We start from the raw sequence: 15,818 nt of genomic DNA, 5'->3' as shown, positions 1-15,818 counted from the left end.
GCCGCGGCCATCAGCTTGGGGTCTGCGCCCCCGCCCCGGTAGTCTCAAATCCGCAACCGCCTATGTGCGGGCCGCATAGCGTCAGCCCCAGGCGAGAGTCTCGGCCAGGGCGCCCGGAAAGCCGCGGTCGATGGCGCGCCGCAGGTCGGTGCCGATCTGCTCGGGGCCGCGCAGCGCCACGCCCGCGCCGTTGAATAGGATGTGGCCCGGCTCGCCATGCATCCGCATCCAGGTCTGCCATTCGGCCGTCAGGCTGTGCGACCAGGTGCTGGGGATGTGGCTGTTTGCGGGGTTGTCCAGGTCCGCCGTCCTGCAGGCGTAGGTCGTGAGGTCGGCCTCGAGCTTGAACCAGGTGGTGTCGGACGGCTTGAAGCGGGAGATCCGGTCGACGCCGATCCAGGCGTGGTCGCCGATCCGCCGCATCGTCAGGTCCGGACCGGCGCCGGTGGCCACCGGTCCGCCATAGGTGACGCTCGACGCTGGGCCCGACAGGGGCGGACAGGTCACCTTCAGGCCGGTGTAGGGATTGAGCAACTCGGACACTGGCTCGCCGCTGTCGGCGTCGAGGTAGAAGCTCCAGCCCTTGGTCCGCAGGCGCAGGCCGTCCGGCGTGGTCTCCACCTTGCGGGCAAGCAGGCTTCGGTAGCCATAGAGCCGCCGGGCGAACTGCGCCGCGGTCAGGTCGTCGGCCTGGGGCTTGAAACCCCAGACCATGCCCTCGGTCACGGAAAACACGGTCCGGCCGTCCAGGTCGGCGACGAGCTTGAGCCAGGTCCGCAGGCCTGGGGTCTGGGCCGCCGCGGCCGGCGCCGACACCAGCGCCGACGCGCACAGGGCCAGGCTGACGGGGATCAGGCCCAGCAGGTCGCGTCTGGCTGGCCTGGCCCGCGACATGCGCTCTACGCCGGCCACCGGGGCCGCACCTCGTCGCCGTCGAAGCAGTCCGGGAAGAGCTGCTGCAGGCGGCGCCAGGCGCTCGGGTTCAACGGCGCGTTCATCGGGGCCTTGACCATGGCGCCGCGGGTGATCGCCGACCCGGGACGATCGCCGAAACCCATCCAGCCGGGCGGCTTGCGCAGTTCGAAGTCATAGGCCCCCGAACAGGGCGCGCTCGACTGCTGCAGGTCGCCGCGGGCCGACTGGATCGAGAGCGTGGTCCGCGCCGAGCTCACGTCGGCGGAGTCCAGGCTGGGCATGGTGCCGTCGGGCAACGGGAAGCCGCGGACCTTGCGTTCGGTCTGTTCCAGTAGGACCCGGCCGTCCGATTCCGAGAACTCGACGTCGACCCGCTCGATGCGGGCGTGCGCCTGGGTGAGCTCCAGCTTCAGCCCGGCGCCGTTGCGGGCGATCAGGAAGTGGGCGGGACCTTCCTCGAACTTCTGCGGCGCGGCGACGGTGGCGCCGGTGATCGGGTTGGTCCAGGACCGGGCGATCTCGCCGGTCGCCAGATCGCGCATGTAGCCGATCTCCCACCAGTCCATGCGGAAGGCGTCGGCCGAAAGGGTGGTGGTCTTGTAGATCATCAGGGTCTCGGCCTGGATCACCGGCAGGCTCAGATGGCCCGGAAGCTCGGCGAAGGCGGTTCCGAAATACCACCAGGCCGCCACGCCATCCTGCGCGGTCGCGAACATCCGGCGGTAGGCCGCGAGGGCGTCGAAGTCGCCCGCCGGATACGATCTGCTCTCACTCATGACCTGGCCCGTCGCCGGGACGACCCCGGCTGAAGTCCTATCCGTAAGGGCGCCGCCACCGGACATGAACCCGGAAATGGTCATAGGCCCATGCGCGCGGCGCAAGGCGAGCGCGGCGGCTATACCCCGCGCGTCAAAGCCTATGACGAGCCAGCCGTACCGGCCGGCCCGCCGCCTTGATAGTCTGGGTCCAGGTTGAAGGAGCCGGGATGACGCAACCCCTCACCGCCACCGAGGCGCTGGCCCGGATGGGCCGTGGCGAGCTCACGGCCGAGGCGCTGAACCGGGCCTGCCTGGAGCGCGTCCGGATCCGGGACGGCGAGGTCAAGGCCTGGGCCCATCTCGAGCCCGCGGTTGTGCTGGCCCAGGCGCTGGCCTGCGATCTGGACGGACGCGTGCGGCCGCTGGGCGGCATCCCCGTCGGGATCAAGGACGTGATCCTGACGCACGACATGCCGACCCGGCACAACTCGCCACTCTATCGCGACTCCTTCCCGCGCCTGGACGCGGCCTGTGTCAGCGTCCTGCGGTCGGCCGGGGCGGTAGTCTTCGGCAAGACCGACACCGTCGAGTTCGCCGCGACGGGGGCCAAGGCGCTGACCCGCAATCCGCACGACCTCGCGCGCACGCCGGGCGGCTCGTCCAGCGGCTCGGCCGCGGCGGTGGCCGACGGTCATGTGCCCCTGGCGCTGGGCACCCAGACCGGCGGGTCGATCCTGCGCCCCGCGGCCTACTGCGGCGTCTATGGCTTCAAGCCCACCTGGGGCCTGGTCAGTCGCGAGGGCGTCCGCCCGTTCGCCCCCAGCCTCGACACCGTCGGATGGTTCGCCCGCTCGGCGGATGACCTGGCGCTGCTGTTCGAGGTCTTCGACCCGCACCCGGCCCCAACCCAGCCCCAGCCGCCGCTCTGTCTGAGAGGCGCGCGGATCGGGCTCTGCAGATCGCCGAGCTGGGCGTCGGCCGAGCCGTCGGTCCAGGCCCTGTTCGCCCGGTCCGGCGAACGGCTGAAGGCCGCCGGCGCGCACGTCGAGGACCTCGATCTGCCCCCCGCCTTCGACGACCTGCCGCGCGCTCACCAGGCGATCATGCGGATGGAAGGGCGCACGGCCTTCCTGGCCGAGTACCGGGCGCACGGCCAGGCGCTGCACGAGGACCTGAGAGGCTATGTGGAGGCGCGCGACGGGCTGACCGTCGCGGACCTGTGCGCCGCCTATGACGCCGCCGCCGCCGCACGTCCGGTCTTCGATGCGATCGCCGCCGGATTCGACGCGATCCTGACCCCCAGCGTGGTGGGCGAGGCGCCCCTTGGCCTGCACCAGACCGGCTCGTTCGTGTTCAACGGCCTCTGGACCCTGCTGCACACGCCGGCCGTGAACGTGCCGGCCGGGCGCGGGCCGGCGGGCCTGGCCCTGGGCCTGACCCTGACGGGGCCCAGGTTCGCCGACCGGGCCGTCCTGGCCGCGGCGGCGGCCATCGGCCCCCTGCTGGCCGGGGCTAGCGTCCGATGAAGGCCACGATCGCCTCGGCCGCCAGCTCGGGCTGTTCGATCACCAGATAGTGCCCGCATTCCGGCAGCACGGTGAGGCGGGCGGTCGGCATCAGGGTCTCGATCTGCGAGAAGCCGACGCCACTGTCGGCCGGCTTGAACGGGGTCATGTTGTCCTCCTGGCCGGCCAGCAGCAGGGTCGGCGCGGTGACCTGCGGCGCGTACGCGCTGAGATCGGTGCGCTCGATGGTCTCGGTGCCGGCGATGAAGGCCTGGGGCGTATTCTTCGAGAAGGCTACGCGCATGGCGGCCAGTTGCGCCTCGGCGCCCGGCCGGTCGTAGAACCCGCGCGCGAACCCCGCCACCGAGGTCAGGTCGGCGACGGCTTCCATTCCGCTCTCCAGGGCCGCGCGTTTCCAGGTGGCCCGCATCTGCCGCGCGGCGTTGTCGTAGCGCGCCAGGAAGCAGCTGAGCACCAGATGCTCGATGACCTCCGGATGCCGCGCCGCCAGGGTCAGGCCGATCATCGCGCCGAAGGAGGTGCCGTGCAGGTTGACCTTGCCCAGCCCCGCCGCGTGCATGAATTCGAACACCTGGTCGGCGATGCCCTCCATGCTGTCGCGCGGCCTGCCCTGGCTCTCGCCGTATCCGGGCAGGTCGAAGTCGATCACCGCGAAGTGCTCGGCCATCAGCGGCGTCATCTTCTCGAAGTTGCGGTGGCCGAACGCCGAGCCGTGGATCTGCAGCAGCGGCGGGCCCGAGCCGGTGGTCTTGAACCAGATGGTCTCACCGGCGGCCTGGAGGTTGACGAGCGGCATGGCGGTCTGGCTCCGGTGGGCGGCGGCTAGCGGACTGAGGCGAGCGACATGAGGGTGTGGATATCGGCGGCCCGCGGCAGGTCCCAGGCGGCATCCAGCACGGCCTGGCTGCGATCGCCGCTCAGTACACCCTCGGCCGACACCCGGAAGACCTCCGAGAGCTCCAGGTCGGACATCGGATTGCCGGGCGTGCCGCGGAAATTCGGGATGAAGATGCTGTCGCTCGACCCGTCGGCGTAGCGCACCTCCAGACCCGCGCCGTCGAACGTCGCCTGGGTCTCGTCAGCCTCCAGCACCGTGCGCGCCCGCAGGTCCAGGATATCGGCGTCGCGGAAGGCCGCCTCGTTCATCTCGGCCAGGGTGAAGCGGCCCCGCCGCCACGCCGCGGCGGCGCAGTGCTTGAGATCGAACCGCGCCTCCAGGTCCGTGGTCGGCGCGCCAAATCGCGCGGCGCGTTCCTCGGCGATCTTCACCACGATGGGCGCCACCTTGAAGGTGAGCGTCTCAGGGGTGCGACCGCCGGCCCGTTTCAGCAGCGCCAGGACGCACTCGATGGGGCCGTGGGTGATGGTCTCGGTGGGAACGGTCTTGTAGCTCTGGCCCAGGATCCGCCAGTCGCCGCCCAGCCCGTCCATGACCGTGTCGATCTTGGCCGCCGGCTCGTCGGAATAGGCGCTGAGCATGCCCTTGTCGCCTTCGAAGGCGGCGGCTGGCGCGTCCATGCCGCGGGCGGCGAGCTGGGCGATCGTGAAGCCGTTGCGGGCGGTCATGCCCATGACGTAGGGCAGGGCCATGCTGCCGGCCGACTGGTAGAAGCCCATGCCGCTGTTCATCGCCAGGCCGATGGCGTTGCGCGTCCGGGTCTCGTCCAGGCCCAGCAGCAGGCTGCAGGCCGCCGCGCCGCCGATGGCGCCTGTCAGGCCGCCGGGAATGAACCCTCGGAAATAGCCGGTCGGCATCAGCATAGCCGCGCAGGCCAGCTCGGCCTCGATGCCGAGCGCCAGGGCCTTGACCACGTCGGCGCCGCTCTGCCCGCCGATCTCCGCGGCGGCCAGCACTGAGGGCAGCACGCCCGAGACCGCGTGCATGAAACATGGGATGTAGGTCTCGTTGAAGTCCAGCACCTCGAAGAGGGCGCCGTTGACGACGGCGGCCTGTTCCGGCCCCGCGGCGTCCCCGAACCACAGGATGCGCGCCGAGGCGTCCGGGACCGGGAAGCTTCTGGCCCAGTCATGCAGGATGGCCACCGCGGGGTGACCCATCGCGCCCACCGAGGCCTTCAGCTGGTTAATCAGCAGGCGGGCGGCCTCGTGCAGCACCTCAGGCGGCGGTCCGGCGTCGCACTGCGCGCGCAGGAAGCCGGCGAGCCGCGCGGAGACCGTCGCCGTCACCGGACGCCTTCCAGCGGGGCGACGTCGCCGTACATCCACCGGAGCAGGCCCGGGTCGCGCTGGTGCCCGGCGTCCAGTCCGCGGATCGCCGCCATGGCAGGATAGCCCCGCAACCCGGCCAGGGTCGGGCGACCCGCGCAGTTGAAGGTGTAGACGGCCGGGGCCGGATAGGCGTGCACGGCCCGCAGGTGGCCGGCGTGATCCAGCCCGTCCGCCGGCGACATCAGGCCGCGCGCCGCCTCGGGACCGGCCAGGGCCAGGTCGATCCAGGCCTGGTACTGCATCTCCGGGGGATGGGTCTTGACGGGATAACCGGCCTTGCGCTCGGCGTCCATGTCGGGAACCTCGAACAGGTTCAGGCGCAGCCGGCGGACACCCGGACCCGCCGCCCATCGCGCCGCCATCGCCCTGACATGGGCGCGGAAGCCCGCCTCGTCGCCCCGCTGCTTCAGGAACACGCCGTAGCTGTGCGCCGCCGGCCCGGCCGGGGCGGGATCGCCTGAACTGTCGACCAGCGTGCGGCCGTTGTCGCCGAGCACCAGATAGGTCGTGCTCTTGTCGACGATCATCTCGATGTCGGCCAGGATCTGCGCCTTGACCTGCGGCCCGGGCGAGGCGCCGAAGGCGTCGAGGCCGGCCTGGTCGCGGTAGCGGACGTCCGATAGCCACATCAGCTGCTGGTCGGCGGGCGGCGCGCGCTCGACGCCCTCGATCGCGGCGAACAGGTCCGGCTCCACCGGGTCGAGCGCGTAGTGCCGATATTCGTAGACCCCGTGGCGCCGGGCGATGGCCGGACTGTGCGCGTCGCGCCAGTACGGGCGAACCGCGTCGAGCGACAGTTCCGGTCGCTTCCACCCACAGGTGACGCGACCGATGCCCGCCAGGTTCTCCAGGGCGACCCAGTTCTCCAAAAGCCCGACTCCCTTGACGCATGGCGCCGACCGGCCGTGGGGCGAGGGGGCGCAGGCCAAGGCTTAGTCACGGCCGGGAACGGGCAGAATCGCGGAATACTCATAGAGGGTGACCCTGCGGGCAGGCGGCGCGCGTCGAGGCCATGCGCGCGCCGCATGCGAGCCGCACCTTCTGTCACTGCGGACGGCCGGGTCGCCGCGGTAGCGTCTCCTGCGGCGCTCCGGCCAGGGCGTTCCCGCGCGACCCTGGGGTTGGGAGATCCGGCGATGATCGGTCGGCTGACGGTGCTGATGATCCTGTTCGCGACGCTGGGGCTGGCCAGCCCGGCCGCCGCCATGGACGGTAGGCCGCCCGCCGATCCCGCTGCGCGCTGCGCCGCCCTGGCGGGGGGTGCGTTCTCCAACCTGCTCGATGCGCCCACCCACATCCTCAAGGCCGACTATGTGGCCGCCACGGCCGGGCGGCCGGCCTATTGCGCGATCGAGGGCTATGTTGCGCCCAGCGTCGGCTTCGGGCTGTGGCTGCCGGTCCAGAACTGGAACGGCAAGTACATCGTCCGAGGTTGCGGCGGGTTCTGCGGGTCGGTGGCGATGGACCTGGCCTGTCCCCAGCACATCCGCGACGGCTATGCCTGCCTGCACAGCGACATGGGCCACCGCTCGACGATGTATGACGGCAAATGGGCCTACAACAACCTGCAGGCCGAGGTCGATTTCGGCTACCGCGCCACCCATGTCTCGACCCTCGCGGGCAAGGCGATCACCGCGGCCTTCTACGGCCAGGCGCCGCGCTACAGCTACTTCATGGCCTGCTCCACCGGCGGGCGGCAGGGCATGGTCGAGGCCCAGAGGTTCCCGGACGACTTCGACGGCATCGTGGCCATCGCCCCCGTGCTCGACGAGACGGGCGCCAGCATCCAGCTGGTCTGGTCGACGGTGGTCAATCGGGCCCCCGACGGCGGCGAGATCCTCACGGCGGCGAAGGTTCCCCTGTTGCACGCCGCAGCGATCAAGGCCTGCGACCTGACGGACGGGGCGGCCGATGGCGTGATCGGCGACCCGCGGGCCTGCCACTTCGACCCGGGCGTCCTGCAGTGCGCCGGCCCCGATCGCGCCGACTGCCTGACCGGGCCGCAGGTGGCGGTGGGGCGCAAGATCTACGCCGGCCCCCACGATTCCAAGGGCCGCGCCCTCTACACCGGCGGCGCCATGCCCGGTTCGGAGCTGAACTGGATCGGCCCCTATATCTCCAAGGACGGCGCGCCGGCGATCTACGCCGACATGCAGGCCGAGCTCTGGCGCTACATGGGCTTTTCCCCCGACCCGGGACCGAGCTGGCAGATCACCGACTTCGATTTCGACCGCGACCCGAAGCGCGTGGGGCTGATGGAAGCGATCTACTCCGCCTCCAACCCGGACCTGCGCAAGTTCAAGGCCGCTGGCGGCAAGCTGATCATGGCGCAGGGCTGGGCCGACCAGTCGATCGTGCCGTTGAACGCGGTCGACTATTACGAACTGGCGACGCGCACGATGGGCGGCCCGGAGGCGACCACGGGGTTCTTCCGCTTCTTCATGGTCCCGGGGATGAACCATTGCAGCGGCGGGGAGGGCGCTTACGGCATCGACTACCTGGCCGCGCTCGAAGCCTGGGTGGAGCGGCGCGAGGCGCCCGACCCGCTGATCGGCATCCATCCCAGGCCGGGGTCGCCGCTGGACTTTTTCCGCATCGACTTCAAGCTCGTGCGTCCCGACCAGGTCGCGTTCAGCCGGCCGCACTTCGCCTATCCCAGGCGGGCCGTCTACGCCGGTCGCGGCGATCCGAACCTGGCGTCAAGCTGGGTGGCGACGTCGCCGCCCGTCAGCCCTTGACCGCCATGCCGCGCTGCACCGCCGGCCGTGCGTGGACGACCTGGCCCCAGCGTTCGACGTTGGGGAACCGTGAGAGATCAACGCCAAAGGCCCGGGCGGTCGGCAGAAGTGGCGCCGCCAGGGCGTCGGCGAAGCTGAACGAGTCGCCCGCCAGGAAGGGCCTGGCCGCGAGGTTCGAATCCATGGCTGCGAAGCCGCGATCCAGCTCCTCGAAATGCCGGGCGATCACCTTGCCATGGCTGGCCTCGTCCAGCTGGCGGGCGAAGAATATCCCTGGAAACGCCGCGCCGAATCCGGAGGCCACGATGGCCGCCCATTCCCAGGCCCGCGCCCGCTTGGCGGGGGTGGCGGGCGATAGCCGGCCGGTCTTCTCCACGAGATAAAGGGCGATCGCCAGGCTCTCGGCCAGGGCGATCGGCGCGCCATCGGCGGTGTCGTCGTCGACGATCGCCGGGATCTTGCCCAGGGGGCTGGCGGCCAGGAACGCGGCCGGCCTGGCGGCGCCCGCCTGCAGGTCGATGGCCCGCGCCACATAGGCCAACCCGAGTTCTTCCAGCAGGATCGACGCCCGGTAGCCATTGCCGGTCGGGCCGGTGAAGAGAGTGATCATGGCGCGCTCCGCTTCGCGAGCCTGACTGTGGTGGTGGCGCGGCCGGGCGGCCAGTTCCGATCTCTCCGCCTCCTATGCGCCGCCGTAATACCCGCCGCTCGCCGCTATGAGTTGGCGGCGCCTGCGCGTGCGGAAAGGTCGATTCCGTCGATGTCGCGCCGCCCCTAGCGTAGGACGTGGATCGCGAAGGGACGTACGGCGGCGGGCATCTCGCCAGGCCCCGTCCAGGGAGGTTTGTGTCGATCCGGGCTGGTTCGCGGCCGATCCTCCCCTCCGGCCGAGGACGCGCCCTGGCGCCGGGAGGGCTGGGTCGGAGGGTTCCGGCTGGTCTTCCCGGCGCCGGTGACGTGGCCAGGCGGGACGATGTACGCGTACGGTCGCGAAGCCTCAGGATGGCGATCTTCGGCTTGGACCGCAGTTCAAACTTCGCGCCGACCAGTTTCCATCAACCGCAGAATGTTCTTGTGAAACGTCTGTATTGAACGCTCGAAATCATTCGAAAGCGGGCCGACCCGGAAGGCCGCGGATGACATTGCCCGCTGGATCGATTCCACGGCGCGGACGTCCTCGTCCACGATCTGATCCAGCCCGCCGCCTGAACCCGGCTGATCCGGCAGGCCACCGATCCGCGTTCTGATTTCAAGCGCCGTCTCGCCTGGCGAGATCGGGATGATGCGGATGGCGGACCAGAATGTGGCTCCGGCCGCGCCGGCGAGGTTGGGCATGACCCACCAGACGGTCGAACCGAAGCGCGTCTCGTCGAAACCCTCGATTATCGGCGTCCCGAATTGCTGTCGGTCCGGGGAAACTCCCGGTTCGAGGGGAGGTTCGTAGAACGCCCAATGCGGGCCCACCGGCCGCCAGGTCTGCTTCGGATGGTCAAGTCCCCTCACTGAGTCCGCGTGCAGGTACCAGAGGTGGTAGCCGTCGATATGGTTCTCGATGAACAGCTTCCAGTTGGCGCGGATTGTCATGCGCCGATGCTCGATCGGGATCAGCTCGCCCGGCCGCCACGGGTCCATGTGGTCGGCCATCGCACCGAGCCAGTTCAGCAGAGGCGGAGCGTCCGGCAGGGGATTGACGAAGACCATGCCGTTCCAGACTTGCAGGGAAGCGGCCTGCAGCCCGAGCTCGTCACGACATAACCCGGGAAACTGTTCGGGCTGCGGCAACGCCTTGAGGCTGCCTTCAAGACTGTACTGCCACCGATGGTAGAAGCAGCTGATCCCGCTCTCGAGGCGGCCAGTCCCCTCGAGCAGGCGCACCCCACGATGCCGGCACAGGTTGTAGAAGCATCGCAGGACGCCGTCGTGCCCGCGAACGATCACCAGCGGCTCTCGGCCCGCGTCCAGGGTGACGTAGGCCCCAAGCCCGGCCGCCTCGTCGTCCATGCAGGCAAACTGCCAGTTCCGCGCGAACAGAGTCGCCTGTTCCCGGTCAAACCAAGCCTGTGACGTGTAGGCCTCGGGCGGGAGCAGATATCTCGCCGCCTCTGGAGCCGGCGATCGATTGGCTTTCAAATCCGCTCTCCGGTCTTCGCGTCACCGCAAATCCGTGACCACGAACCAGATTTGCATTACAACTGTTGTGTTAATGTCAAGCGAGGCGCGGGTGTCTCTCTGCCAGCGCGGCGCTGCCTTCGGTTTGTCAAAACGACTGTTGCGGCGTTGGCGCTCGACCGGTATCGCCGCGCCAGGCTCGAGATAAGCGTCAACCCGAGGTTACCGTTTGGCTACCAAGGCTTCGGACATCAAACGCGCCGGCGATCCGGTTCGCCTGAAGCAGGACGCGAGGCGGTCTGACGTCGCACGCGCCGCCCTGGCGGTCATCGCCCAAGCGGGCCTCGACGGCATGTCCATGAGGGCCATCGCCGCGGAGATGGGATGTTCGACGGGTGTCCTGACGCACTATTTCAGAGACAAGGTGCAACTCGTGCGGTTCGTCCTGGACTGGTTGAACGACGACCTCATGGCCAAGTTCGGCGACGCGCCGGTTCCGCGGTCGGTCGATGAACTGGTCGACGATATTCTGGCAATTCTCCCTCACGATGCCGATCGGCGGGTGCTGTGGCGTGGTTTCCTGAACTTCACCGTCGCCGCGTTGAATGAATCGCAGCTCGCCGAAGACGAGGCCCGTCGAAGCCAGGTGATCGTGGGGTGGCTGCAGGGGACGCTTCAGGACATGCGCCGCGCGGGGGTGTTTCAGCGCCCGCTCGATGCCGAGCAGGAGGCAAGGTTTCTGCTCGCGCTGGTGGATGGTCTCGGCCTGCACGCGCTGCTGACGCCGGCCCAGTTCACGAAGGCCAAGGTGCGCGATCACCTCCGTCGCCATCTCAAGGCGCTCGCGGCCCCGGCTTGACCTTCCAACGGCCGCGGTTCGCGTCGCCGGCGTGGCGGATCGGGCCTTACCCACCGAGCAGGCGCATCGCCTCCGCCTCGGAGACCACCTCGGCGTACTTGGCCTGCAGATCGAAGAGGCTGGCCTCGTGGGGGCGGCTGTCGCGGTCGCCGCAGGCCTCGCGCACCACAAAGGGGATGAAGCCGTTCTGCAGGGCGTCCAGGGCGCTGGCGCGAACGCAGCCCGAGGTCGAGAACCCGCCGATCACGACGGTGTCCAAACCCAGCGCCCGCAGCGTGGCCGCCAGGCTCGTCCCGAAGAACGCCGAGGCGTACTGCTTGGTGACCACGATCTCGTCGGCGGTCGGCTCGATCCCTTCGCAGAAACTGCCCAGCGGCGAGCCGTCCAGATAGGCGCGCAACGCCGGGACCTTGCGGTAGAACATGCCGCCGTCCACGCCGCCGGCCTGGTAGAGGACGCGGGTGTAGATCACCGGGACGCCGCGGTCGCGACAGACGGTGATCAGGCGGATGTTGCTGGCGAGCGCCGCCTCCACCCCCGCGTAAAGGGGCGAGGTCGGGTCGGTGTAGGCCCGCACCACGTCGACCACCAGCAGCGCCGGCCGCTCGCCAAACGCCAGGCGGCCGCCGAAGCCGGCGTTCTCGTAGTCCTGCGTCAGGTCGCCCATGCGCCGGCTATTCCGCGGCGAGCGGCATGGCGGCCTGACGCCAGACCGGCGCGCGCGGCGCGGGAAGGCCGGTCTCGGCCTCGCACCGGGCGCGCAACTCCTCGATGTCGGGACCGCGGTTGAAGATCGGCAGGGGCCCGCGGTCGGCGCGGATCTGCGCCCGCAGTGCCTCGGTGGCGGCCATGTCGACGAGGCCCTTTTCGTCGGTGACCACGCCGTAGGCGCGGGCGCCCTCGACGCTGACCAGGCCGCGCCGGATCTCCAGGCCCACGAGGTCGGGTTCGCGGGCCAGCGGGTCGCCCCAGCCGCCACCGCCCCAGGTCACGAAGTGCAGCAGGTCGTCCTTGTCGACGCGGATGCTGTCGCACTTGGAGGGCAGGTAGGTCTGTTCGCCATTGGCCCGCACCAGCAGTTTCCATGAGCGCTTGCCCGGTTCGCCGCCGTTCACGCCCCACGGCGGTATGAACCAGCGGTCGTCATGGATGGCGATCGTGCCGGACTCGGTGAACCGGTAGGTCATGTGGATCCCGTTGCCGCCCCGATAGCGCCCGGCGCCGCCGCTGTCGGCCACGCTCTCATAGCGCTCGATGATCATCGGGAAGTAGCGTTCCAGGAACTCGTTGGGGACGTTGGTGAAGCCCGGCCACAGCGAGTGGCCGTCGGCGCCGTCGCCGAACGGCCGGCCGGGAATGCCGCCGAACCCGATCTGGAACAGCTGGAACCACTCGCCGGTCTTGTCGAAGCCCGAGAACATCAGGTGCGGGCTGGAGGAGAACCCCGCCGCACACAGGAACTCCGGCGTCTTCTGGCCCAGCAGCGCGCCCAGCACGTCGAAGATACGACCCAGGGCGTGGGTGCGGCATGAGAGCGCCGCCGGGAACTTCGGCTTCAGCAGGCTGCCCTCCGGGATGCGCACATCGACGAGATCGTAGAAGCCGTCGTTGAACATAACCTGCGGGTCAAAGACCATGACCATGTAGATGCCGAAGAACATCTTGAACATATTCTCGTTCAAGTAGAAATTTATCGAGGAGTCCGACTGCGGATCGGTGCCCTCGAAGTCCAGAATCACCTTCTCCCCTTCACGCCACATCGCGCACTTTATCTTGAACGGGCCCGCACCGCGCCCGTCGTCGCAGACATAGTCCTCGAAATAGACCGGCGCCTCGCCGATCGCGCTCTGGATCAGATGGCCCATCGCGCGGTGGTTGCGGTCCAGCAGGTCGTCCATGGCGGCGACCATGTTGTCGTCTCCGAACCGTTCGCACAGCTCCACGACCCGGCGGCTGGCCACCCGGCACGAGGCGACGATAGCGTGCAGGTCGGCCTTGAACCACTCCGGCATCCGCGACTGGTGGGCGGCGATCTTGATGATGTCCGACTGCAGTTCGCCCCTGCGGTAGAGCTTCACCGGCGGAATCCGGAACCCCTCCTCGAAGATCGAGCTGGCGTCGGTCGGCAGGCTGCCCGGGACCTTGCCGCCCACGTCGGTCATGTGCCCGAACATCGCCGACCAGGCGATCAGCCGGCCGCCCCGGTAGATCGGCATGATCGAGAGGACATCGTTGTTGTGGCTGATCGCGCCTTCCACGGAATAGGGGTCGTTGAGCAGGATGACGTCGCCGTCCTCGATCTGGCCGTCGAAGTTGCGCAGGAACCCGTCGATGAACGAGCCGAACTGGCCCACCACCATCTTGCCGGTGCGCTCGGCGATCAGCGGGAAGGCGTCGCCCTGTTCGCGGATGCCGGGCGACAGCGCGGTGCGGAACAGCGTGGCGTCCATCTCGACGCGGGCGTTGCGCAGCGCGTTCTCGATGATGTCCAGGGTGACGGGATCGACCGTGCGCGGTTCGAACGGGGCGGGGTTGGTCTCGAGGATGCGGGCGGGCATGGCGAAGGTCCTCAGACGGGATTGATCAGGATGGTCCCGAAGGCGTCGACGAGCGCGAGGCAGTCGGGCAGCACCAGGGTCGTGGAGTCCATTTCGGTGACGATCGCTGGCCCGGGGATCCGGTCGCCGGCGCGCAGCCGGGCCCGGTCGTAGATCACCGCCTTGCGGAACCCGCCGTCGACCCAGACCTCGTGGTCCCGCAGCTTGGCGGCGATGGGGTCGCCGTCGCCCGCCTCGATCTTGAGCGCGGGGATCTCCTGAACCTGGCCCATGGCGACGGCGCGCAGGTTCACGAACTCGTGCTCGGCGTCCATGTTGAAGGTGAACAGCCGCCGGTGCTCCTCGTCGAACGCCGCGGCCAGGCGGGTCAGGCCGTCGTCGGCGAACCCGTCCAGCGACACCGCCATCGGCACCTCGAAGGCCTGGCCGTGATAGCGGACGTCGATCTCGTAGGTCATGCTGATGTCCGCCTCGGCGACGCCGTCGGCGAGCAGCTCGCCCTGGATCTGCCGGGCCATGTCGCCGAAGGTCGCCAGCACCTCGGCGTCGGAGGCGGCGGACTTGCGCCGCGAGTAGGAGCGCGCGGTTTCGGTCCGCATCCGGGTGGTGGCGTCGCCCAGCGCGCAGAGCACTCCGGGAGAAACTGGCGAGACGGCCGGCCAGGAGCCCATCAGCTTGGCCACCGCGTTGACGTGCAGCGGCCCGGCCCCGCCGAAACCCATCAGGGCGAAATCCCGGGGGTCGTAGCCCTGCTGGACCGAGATCATCCGCAGGGCGCCGAACATGTTCTCGTTGACGATGTCGATGATGCCGCGCGCCGCCTCGTAGAGATCGACGCCCAGGGCGTCGGCCACCGTTTGAACGGCCGTCTTGGCCGCCGCCCGATCCAGCTTGAACGTTCCGCCCAGCAGGTTCTCCGGCAGATAGCCCAGCACCACGTTGGCGTCGGTCACCGTCGGCTGCACGCCGCCGTGGCCGTAGGCGGCGGGGCCGGGCATGGCGCCGGCCGATTCCGGCCCGACCCGCAGCGCCCGGGTCAGCTCCGGCACCTTGGCGATCGAGCCGCCGCCGGCCCCGACCGTCTTCACATCCAGCGATGAGGCGCGGACGGTCAGGTGGCCCACGTCGGTGGTGCGCACGCGACGCGGCTCGCCATTCTCGATCAGGGCGACATCGGTGGACGTGCCGCCCACGTCGAGGGTCAGGATGTTCTTCAAGCCCGCGTTCTTCGCCACCCACAGGGCGCCGGTGACGCCGCCGGCGGGACCCGACATCAGCAGCGACACCGGATGCTCTTCCGATTTCTCGGACGACATCAGCCCCCCGTCGGAGCGGAGCAGGGCGATCCGGCCCTGCATGCCCAGGTCTCGCAGACGGTTTCGCAGGTTGCGGACATAGCGGCCGACCACCGGCCGCACGGCGGCGTTGGCGACCGTTGTCAGGGTGCGCTCATACTCCTGCATCTCCGGCAGGACGACGTGCGACAGCGAGACCGGAACCTCGGGCAGGATCTCGGCGGCCAGTTCGGCCACCCGCCGCTCGTGGGCGCCGTTCAGGTAGGCGTTCATCAGCGAGACGGTGATGGCCTCCACCCCCAGCGCCTTCAGCGCCTGCAGCTGGCGCCGGATGTCGGCCTCATCGAGGGGACGGATCTCGCGACCCTGCGCGTCAAGACGACCCTTGATCTCGACGGTGTTCTCCAGCTTCGCCAGCGGCTCGGGCTTCGGCCACACGATCCAGGCCGCCAGGCCGCCCGGAACCAGCGAGCGGGCGATCTGCATCACCTGCCGGTAGCCCTCGGTGGTGACGAGCCCGACCGTGGCGCCCTTGCCCTCGAGAACCGCGTTGGTGGCCACCGTGGTCCCGTGCAGGAACACCTCGATCTCCGCGGCGTCGACGCCCGCCATCCCGCAAATGGCGTTCACGCCGTTCAGGACGCCCTCCGAGGAATCGTGGGGTGTCGAGGGCGTCTTGTTGCGCCAGAACTCGCCCGTCTCCGGGTTCAGCAGCAGCAGGTCGGTGAAGGTGCCGCCGACGTCGACGCCAAGCCGAAAAGCCATCTTGATCTCCTAGTGGCGCGGGCGGGCGCGAGAGGCCCGCTGGCGCGTCATCGAACAGCGAGCCCC

13 protein-coding genes are annotated in these 15,818 nt (G+C 69.5%); 3 read left to right on the top strand and 10 right to left on the bottom strand.

What is annotated here, in order from left to right; all coding sequences use genetic code 11:
* Nucleotides 1-81: 81 nt before the first annotated feature.
* A complete protein-coding gene (locus Q0R13_RS00285) occupies nt 82-894 on the bottom strand; it encodes a DUF1838 family protein (RefSeq protein WP_293897707.1) in 813 nt (270 codons plus the stop codon).
* 5 nt (nt 895-899) lie between these two features.
* Nucleotides 900-1,691: a hypothetical protein gene (locus Q0R13_RS00280; RefSeq protein WP_293897704.1), complete on the bottom strand. Its 792-nt coding sequence runs from the start codon at nt 1,689-1,691 to the stop codon at nt 900-902.
* 209 nt (nt 1,692-1,900) lie between these two features.
* Between Q0R13_RS00280 and Q0R13_RS00275 the strand changes: the two genes are divergently transcribed.
* The gene (locus Q0R13_RS00275; protein WP_293897701.1) at nt 1,901-3,199 is read left to right on the top strand and encodes an amidase; all 1,299 of its coding nucleotides are present in this window, start codon (nt 1,901-1,903) and stop codon (nt 3,197-3,199) included.
* Here Q0R13_RS00275 and Q0R13_RS00270 read toward each other — a convergent pair.
* From Q0R13_RS00270 to Q0R13_RS00260, 3 genes are read right to left on the bottom strand one after another with little or no spacing between them, the layout of a single operon-like run.
* Nucleotides 3,186-3,995: an alpha/beta fold hydrolase gene (locus Q0R13_RS00270; RefSeq protein ID WP_293897698.1), complete on the bottom strand. Its 810-nt coding sequence runs from the start codon at nt 3,993-3,995 to the stop codon at nt 3,186-3,188. The two genes, Q0R13_RS00275 and Q0R13_RS00270, sit on opposite strands and share 14 nt — an antisense overlap.
* Before the next feature lie 26 nt (nt 3,996-4,021).
* The gene (locus Q0R13_RS00265) at nt 4,022-5,386 is read right to left on the bottom strand and encodes an MmgE/PrpD family protein (RefSeq protein WP_293897695.1); all 1,365 of its coding nucleotides are present in this window, start codon (nt 5,384-5,386) and stop codon (nt 4,022-4,024) included.
* Nucleotides 5,383-6,297 (bottom strand): hypothetical protein, encoded by a 915-nt coding sequence (locus tag Q0R13_RS00260; RefSeq protein WP_293897692.1) that lies wholly within the window; start codon nt 6,295-6,297, stop codon nt 5,383-5,385. Before Q0R13_RS00260 ends, Q0R13_RS00265 begins: the two co-directional genes overlap by 4 nt.
* 267 nt (nt 6,298-6,564) lie before the next feature.
* On the opposite strand from Q0R13_RS00260, the gene Q0R13_RS00255 reads away from it, so the two are divergent.
* The gene (locus tag Q0R13_RS00255) at nt 6,565-8,166 is read left to right on the top strand and encodes a tannase/feruloyl esterase family alpha/beta hydrolase (protein WP_293897689.1); all 1,602 of its coding nucleotides are present in this window, start codon (nt 6,565-6,567) and stop codon (nt 8,164-8,166) included.
* Here Q0R13_RS00255 and Q0R13_RS00250 read toward each other — a convergent pair.
* Together Q0R13_RS00250 and Q0R13_RS00245 are read right to left on the bottom strand one after the other, a co-directional pair.
* Nucleotides 8,156-8,776, bottom strand: coding sequence for a glutathione S-transferase family protein (locus Q0R13_RS00250; protein ID WP_293897686.1), 621 nt, complete (start codon nt 8,774-8,776; stop codon nt 8,156-8,158). The genes Q0R13_RS00255 and Q0R13_RS00250 overlap by 11 nt on opposite strands.
* 419 nt (nt 8,777-9,195) lie before the next feature.
* Complete coding sequence (locus Q0R13_RS00245) at nt 9,196-10,296, bottom strand: aromatic ring-hydroxylating dioxygenase subunit alpha (RefSeq protein WP_293897683.1); 1,101 nt, start codon at nt 10,294-10,296, stop codon at nt 9,196-9,198.
* A gap of 208 nt (nt 10,297-10,504) precedes the next feature.
* Here Q0R13_RS00245 and Q0R13_RS00240 point away from each other — a divergent pair, with 208 nt between their 5' ends.
* Nucleotides 10,505-11,134 carry a TetR family transcriptional regulator C-terminal domain-containing protein gene (locus Q0R13_RS00240; protein WP_293897680.1) on the top strand — a complete coding sequence of 210 codons (630 nt, stop codon included), beginning with the start codon at nt 10,505-10,507 and terminating at the stop codon, nt 11,132-11,134.
* A gap of 46 nt (nt 11,135-11,180) precedes the next feature.
* On the opposite strand, the gene Q0R13_RS00235 is transcribed toward Q0R13_RS00240, so the two are convergent.
* Genes Q0R13_RS00235 through Q0R13_RS00225 form a run of 3 tightly spaced genes read right to left on the bottom strand, consistent with a single transcriptional unit; the run spans nt 11,181 to nt 15,752 of the window.
* On the bottom strand, nt 11,181-11,801 hold the full coding sequence (locus tag Q0R13_RS00235) for an isochorismatase family protein (RefSeq protein ID WP_293897677.1): 621 nt from the start codon (nt 11,799-11,801) through the stop codon (nt 11,181-11,183).
* Between the two features lie 7 nt (nt 11,802-11,808).
* Nucleotides 11,809-13,692, bottom strand: a complete 1,884-nt coding sequence (locus Q0R13_RS00230) for a hydantoinase B/oxoprolinase family protein (RefSeq protein WP_293897674.1) — start codon at nt 13,690-13,692, stop codon at nt 11,809-11,811.
* Between the two features lie 11 nt (nt 13,693-13,703).
* Nucleotides 13,704-15,752: a hydantoinase/oxoprolinase family protein gene (locus tag Q0R13_RS00225; RefSeq protein ID WP_293897671.1), complete on the bottom strand. Its 2,049-nt coding sequence runs from the start codon at nt 15,750-15,752 to the stop codon at nt 13,704-13,706.
* Nucleotides 15,753-15,818: the final 66 nt, after the last annotated feature.

The sequence above is a fragment of the Phenylobacterium sp. genome (genome assembly GCF_025351295.1).
Classification (GTDB): Bacteria; Pseudomonadota; Alphaproteobacteria; order Caulobacterales; family Caulobacteraceae; genus Phenylobacterium.
The sequence above is the reverse complement of the archived record's forward strand: the minus strand, read 5'-3'. Positions and strand labels throughout refer to the sequence as shown.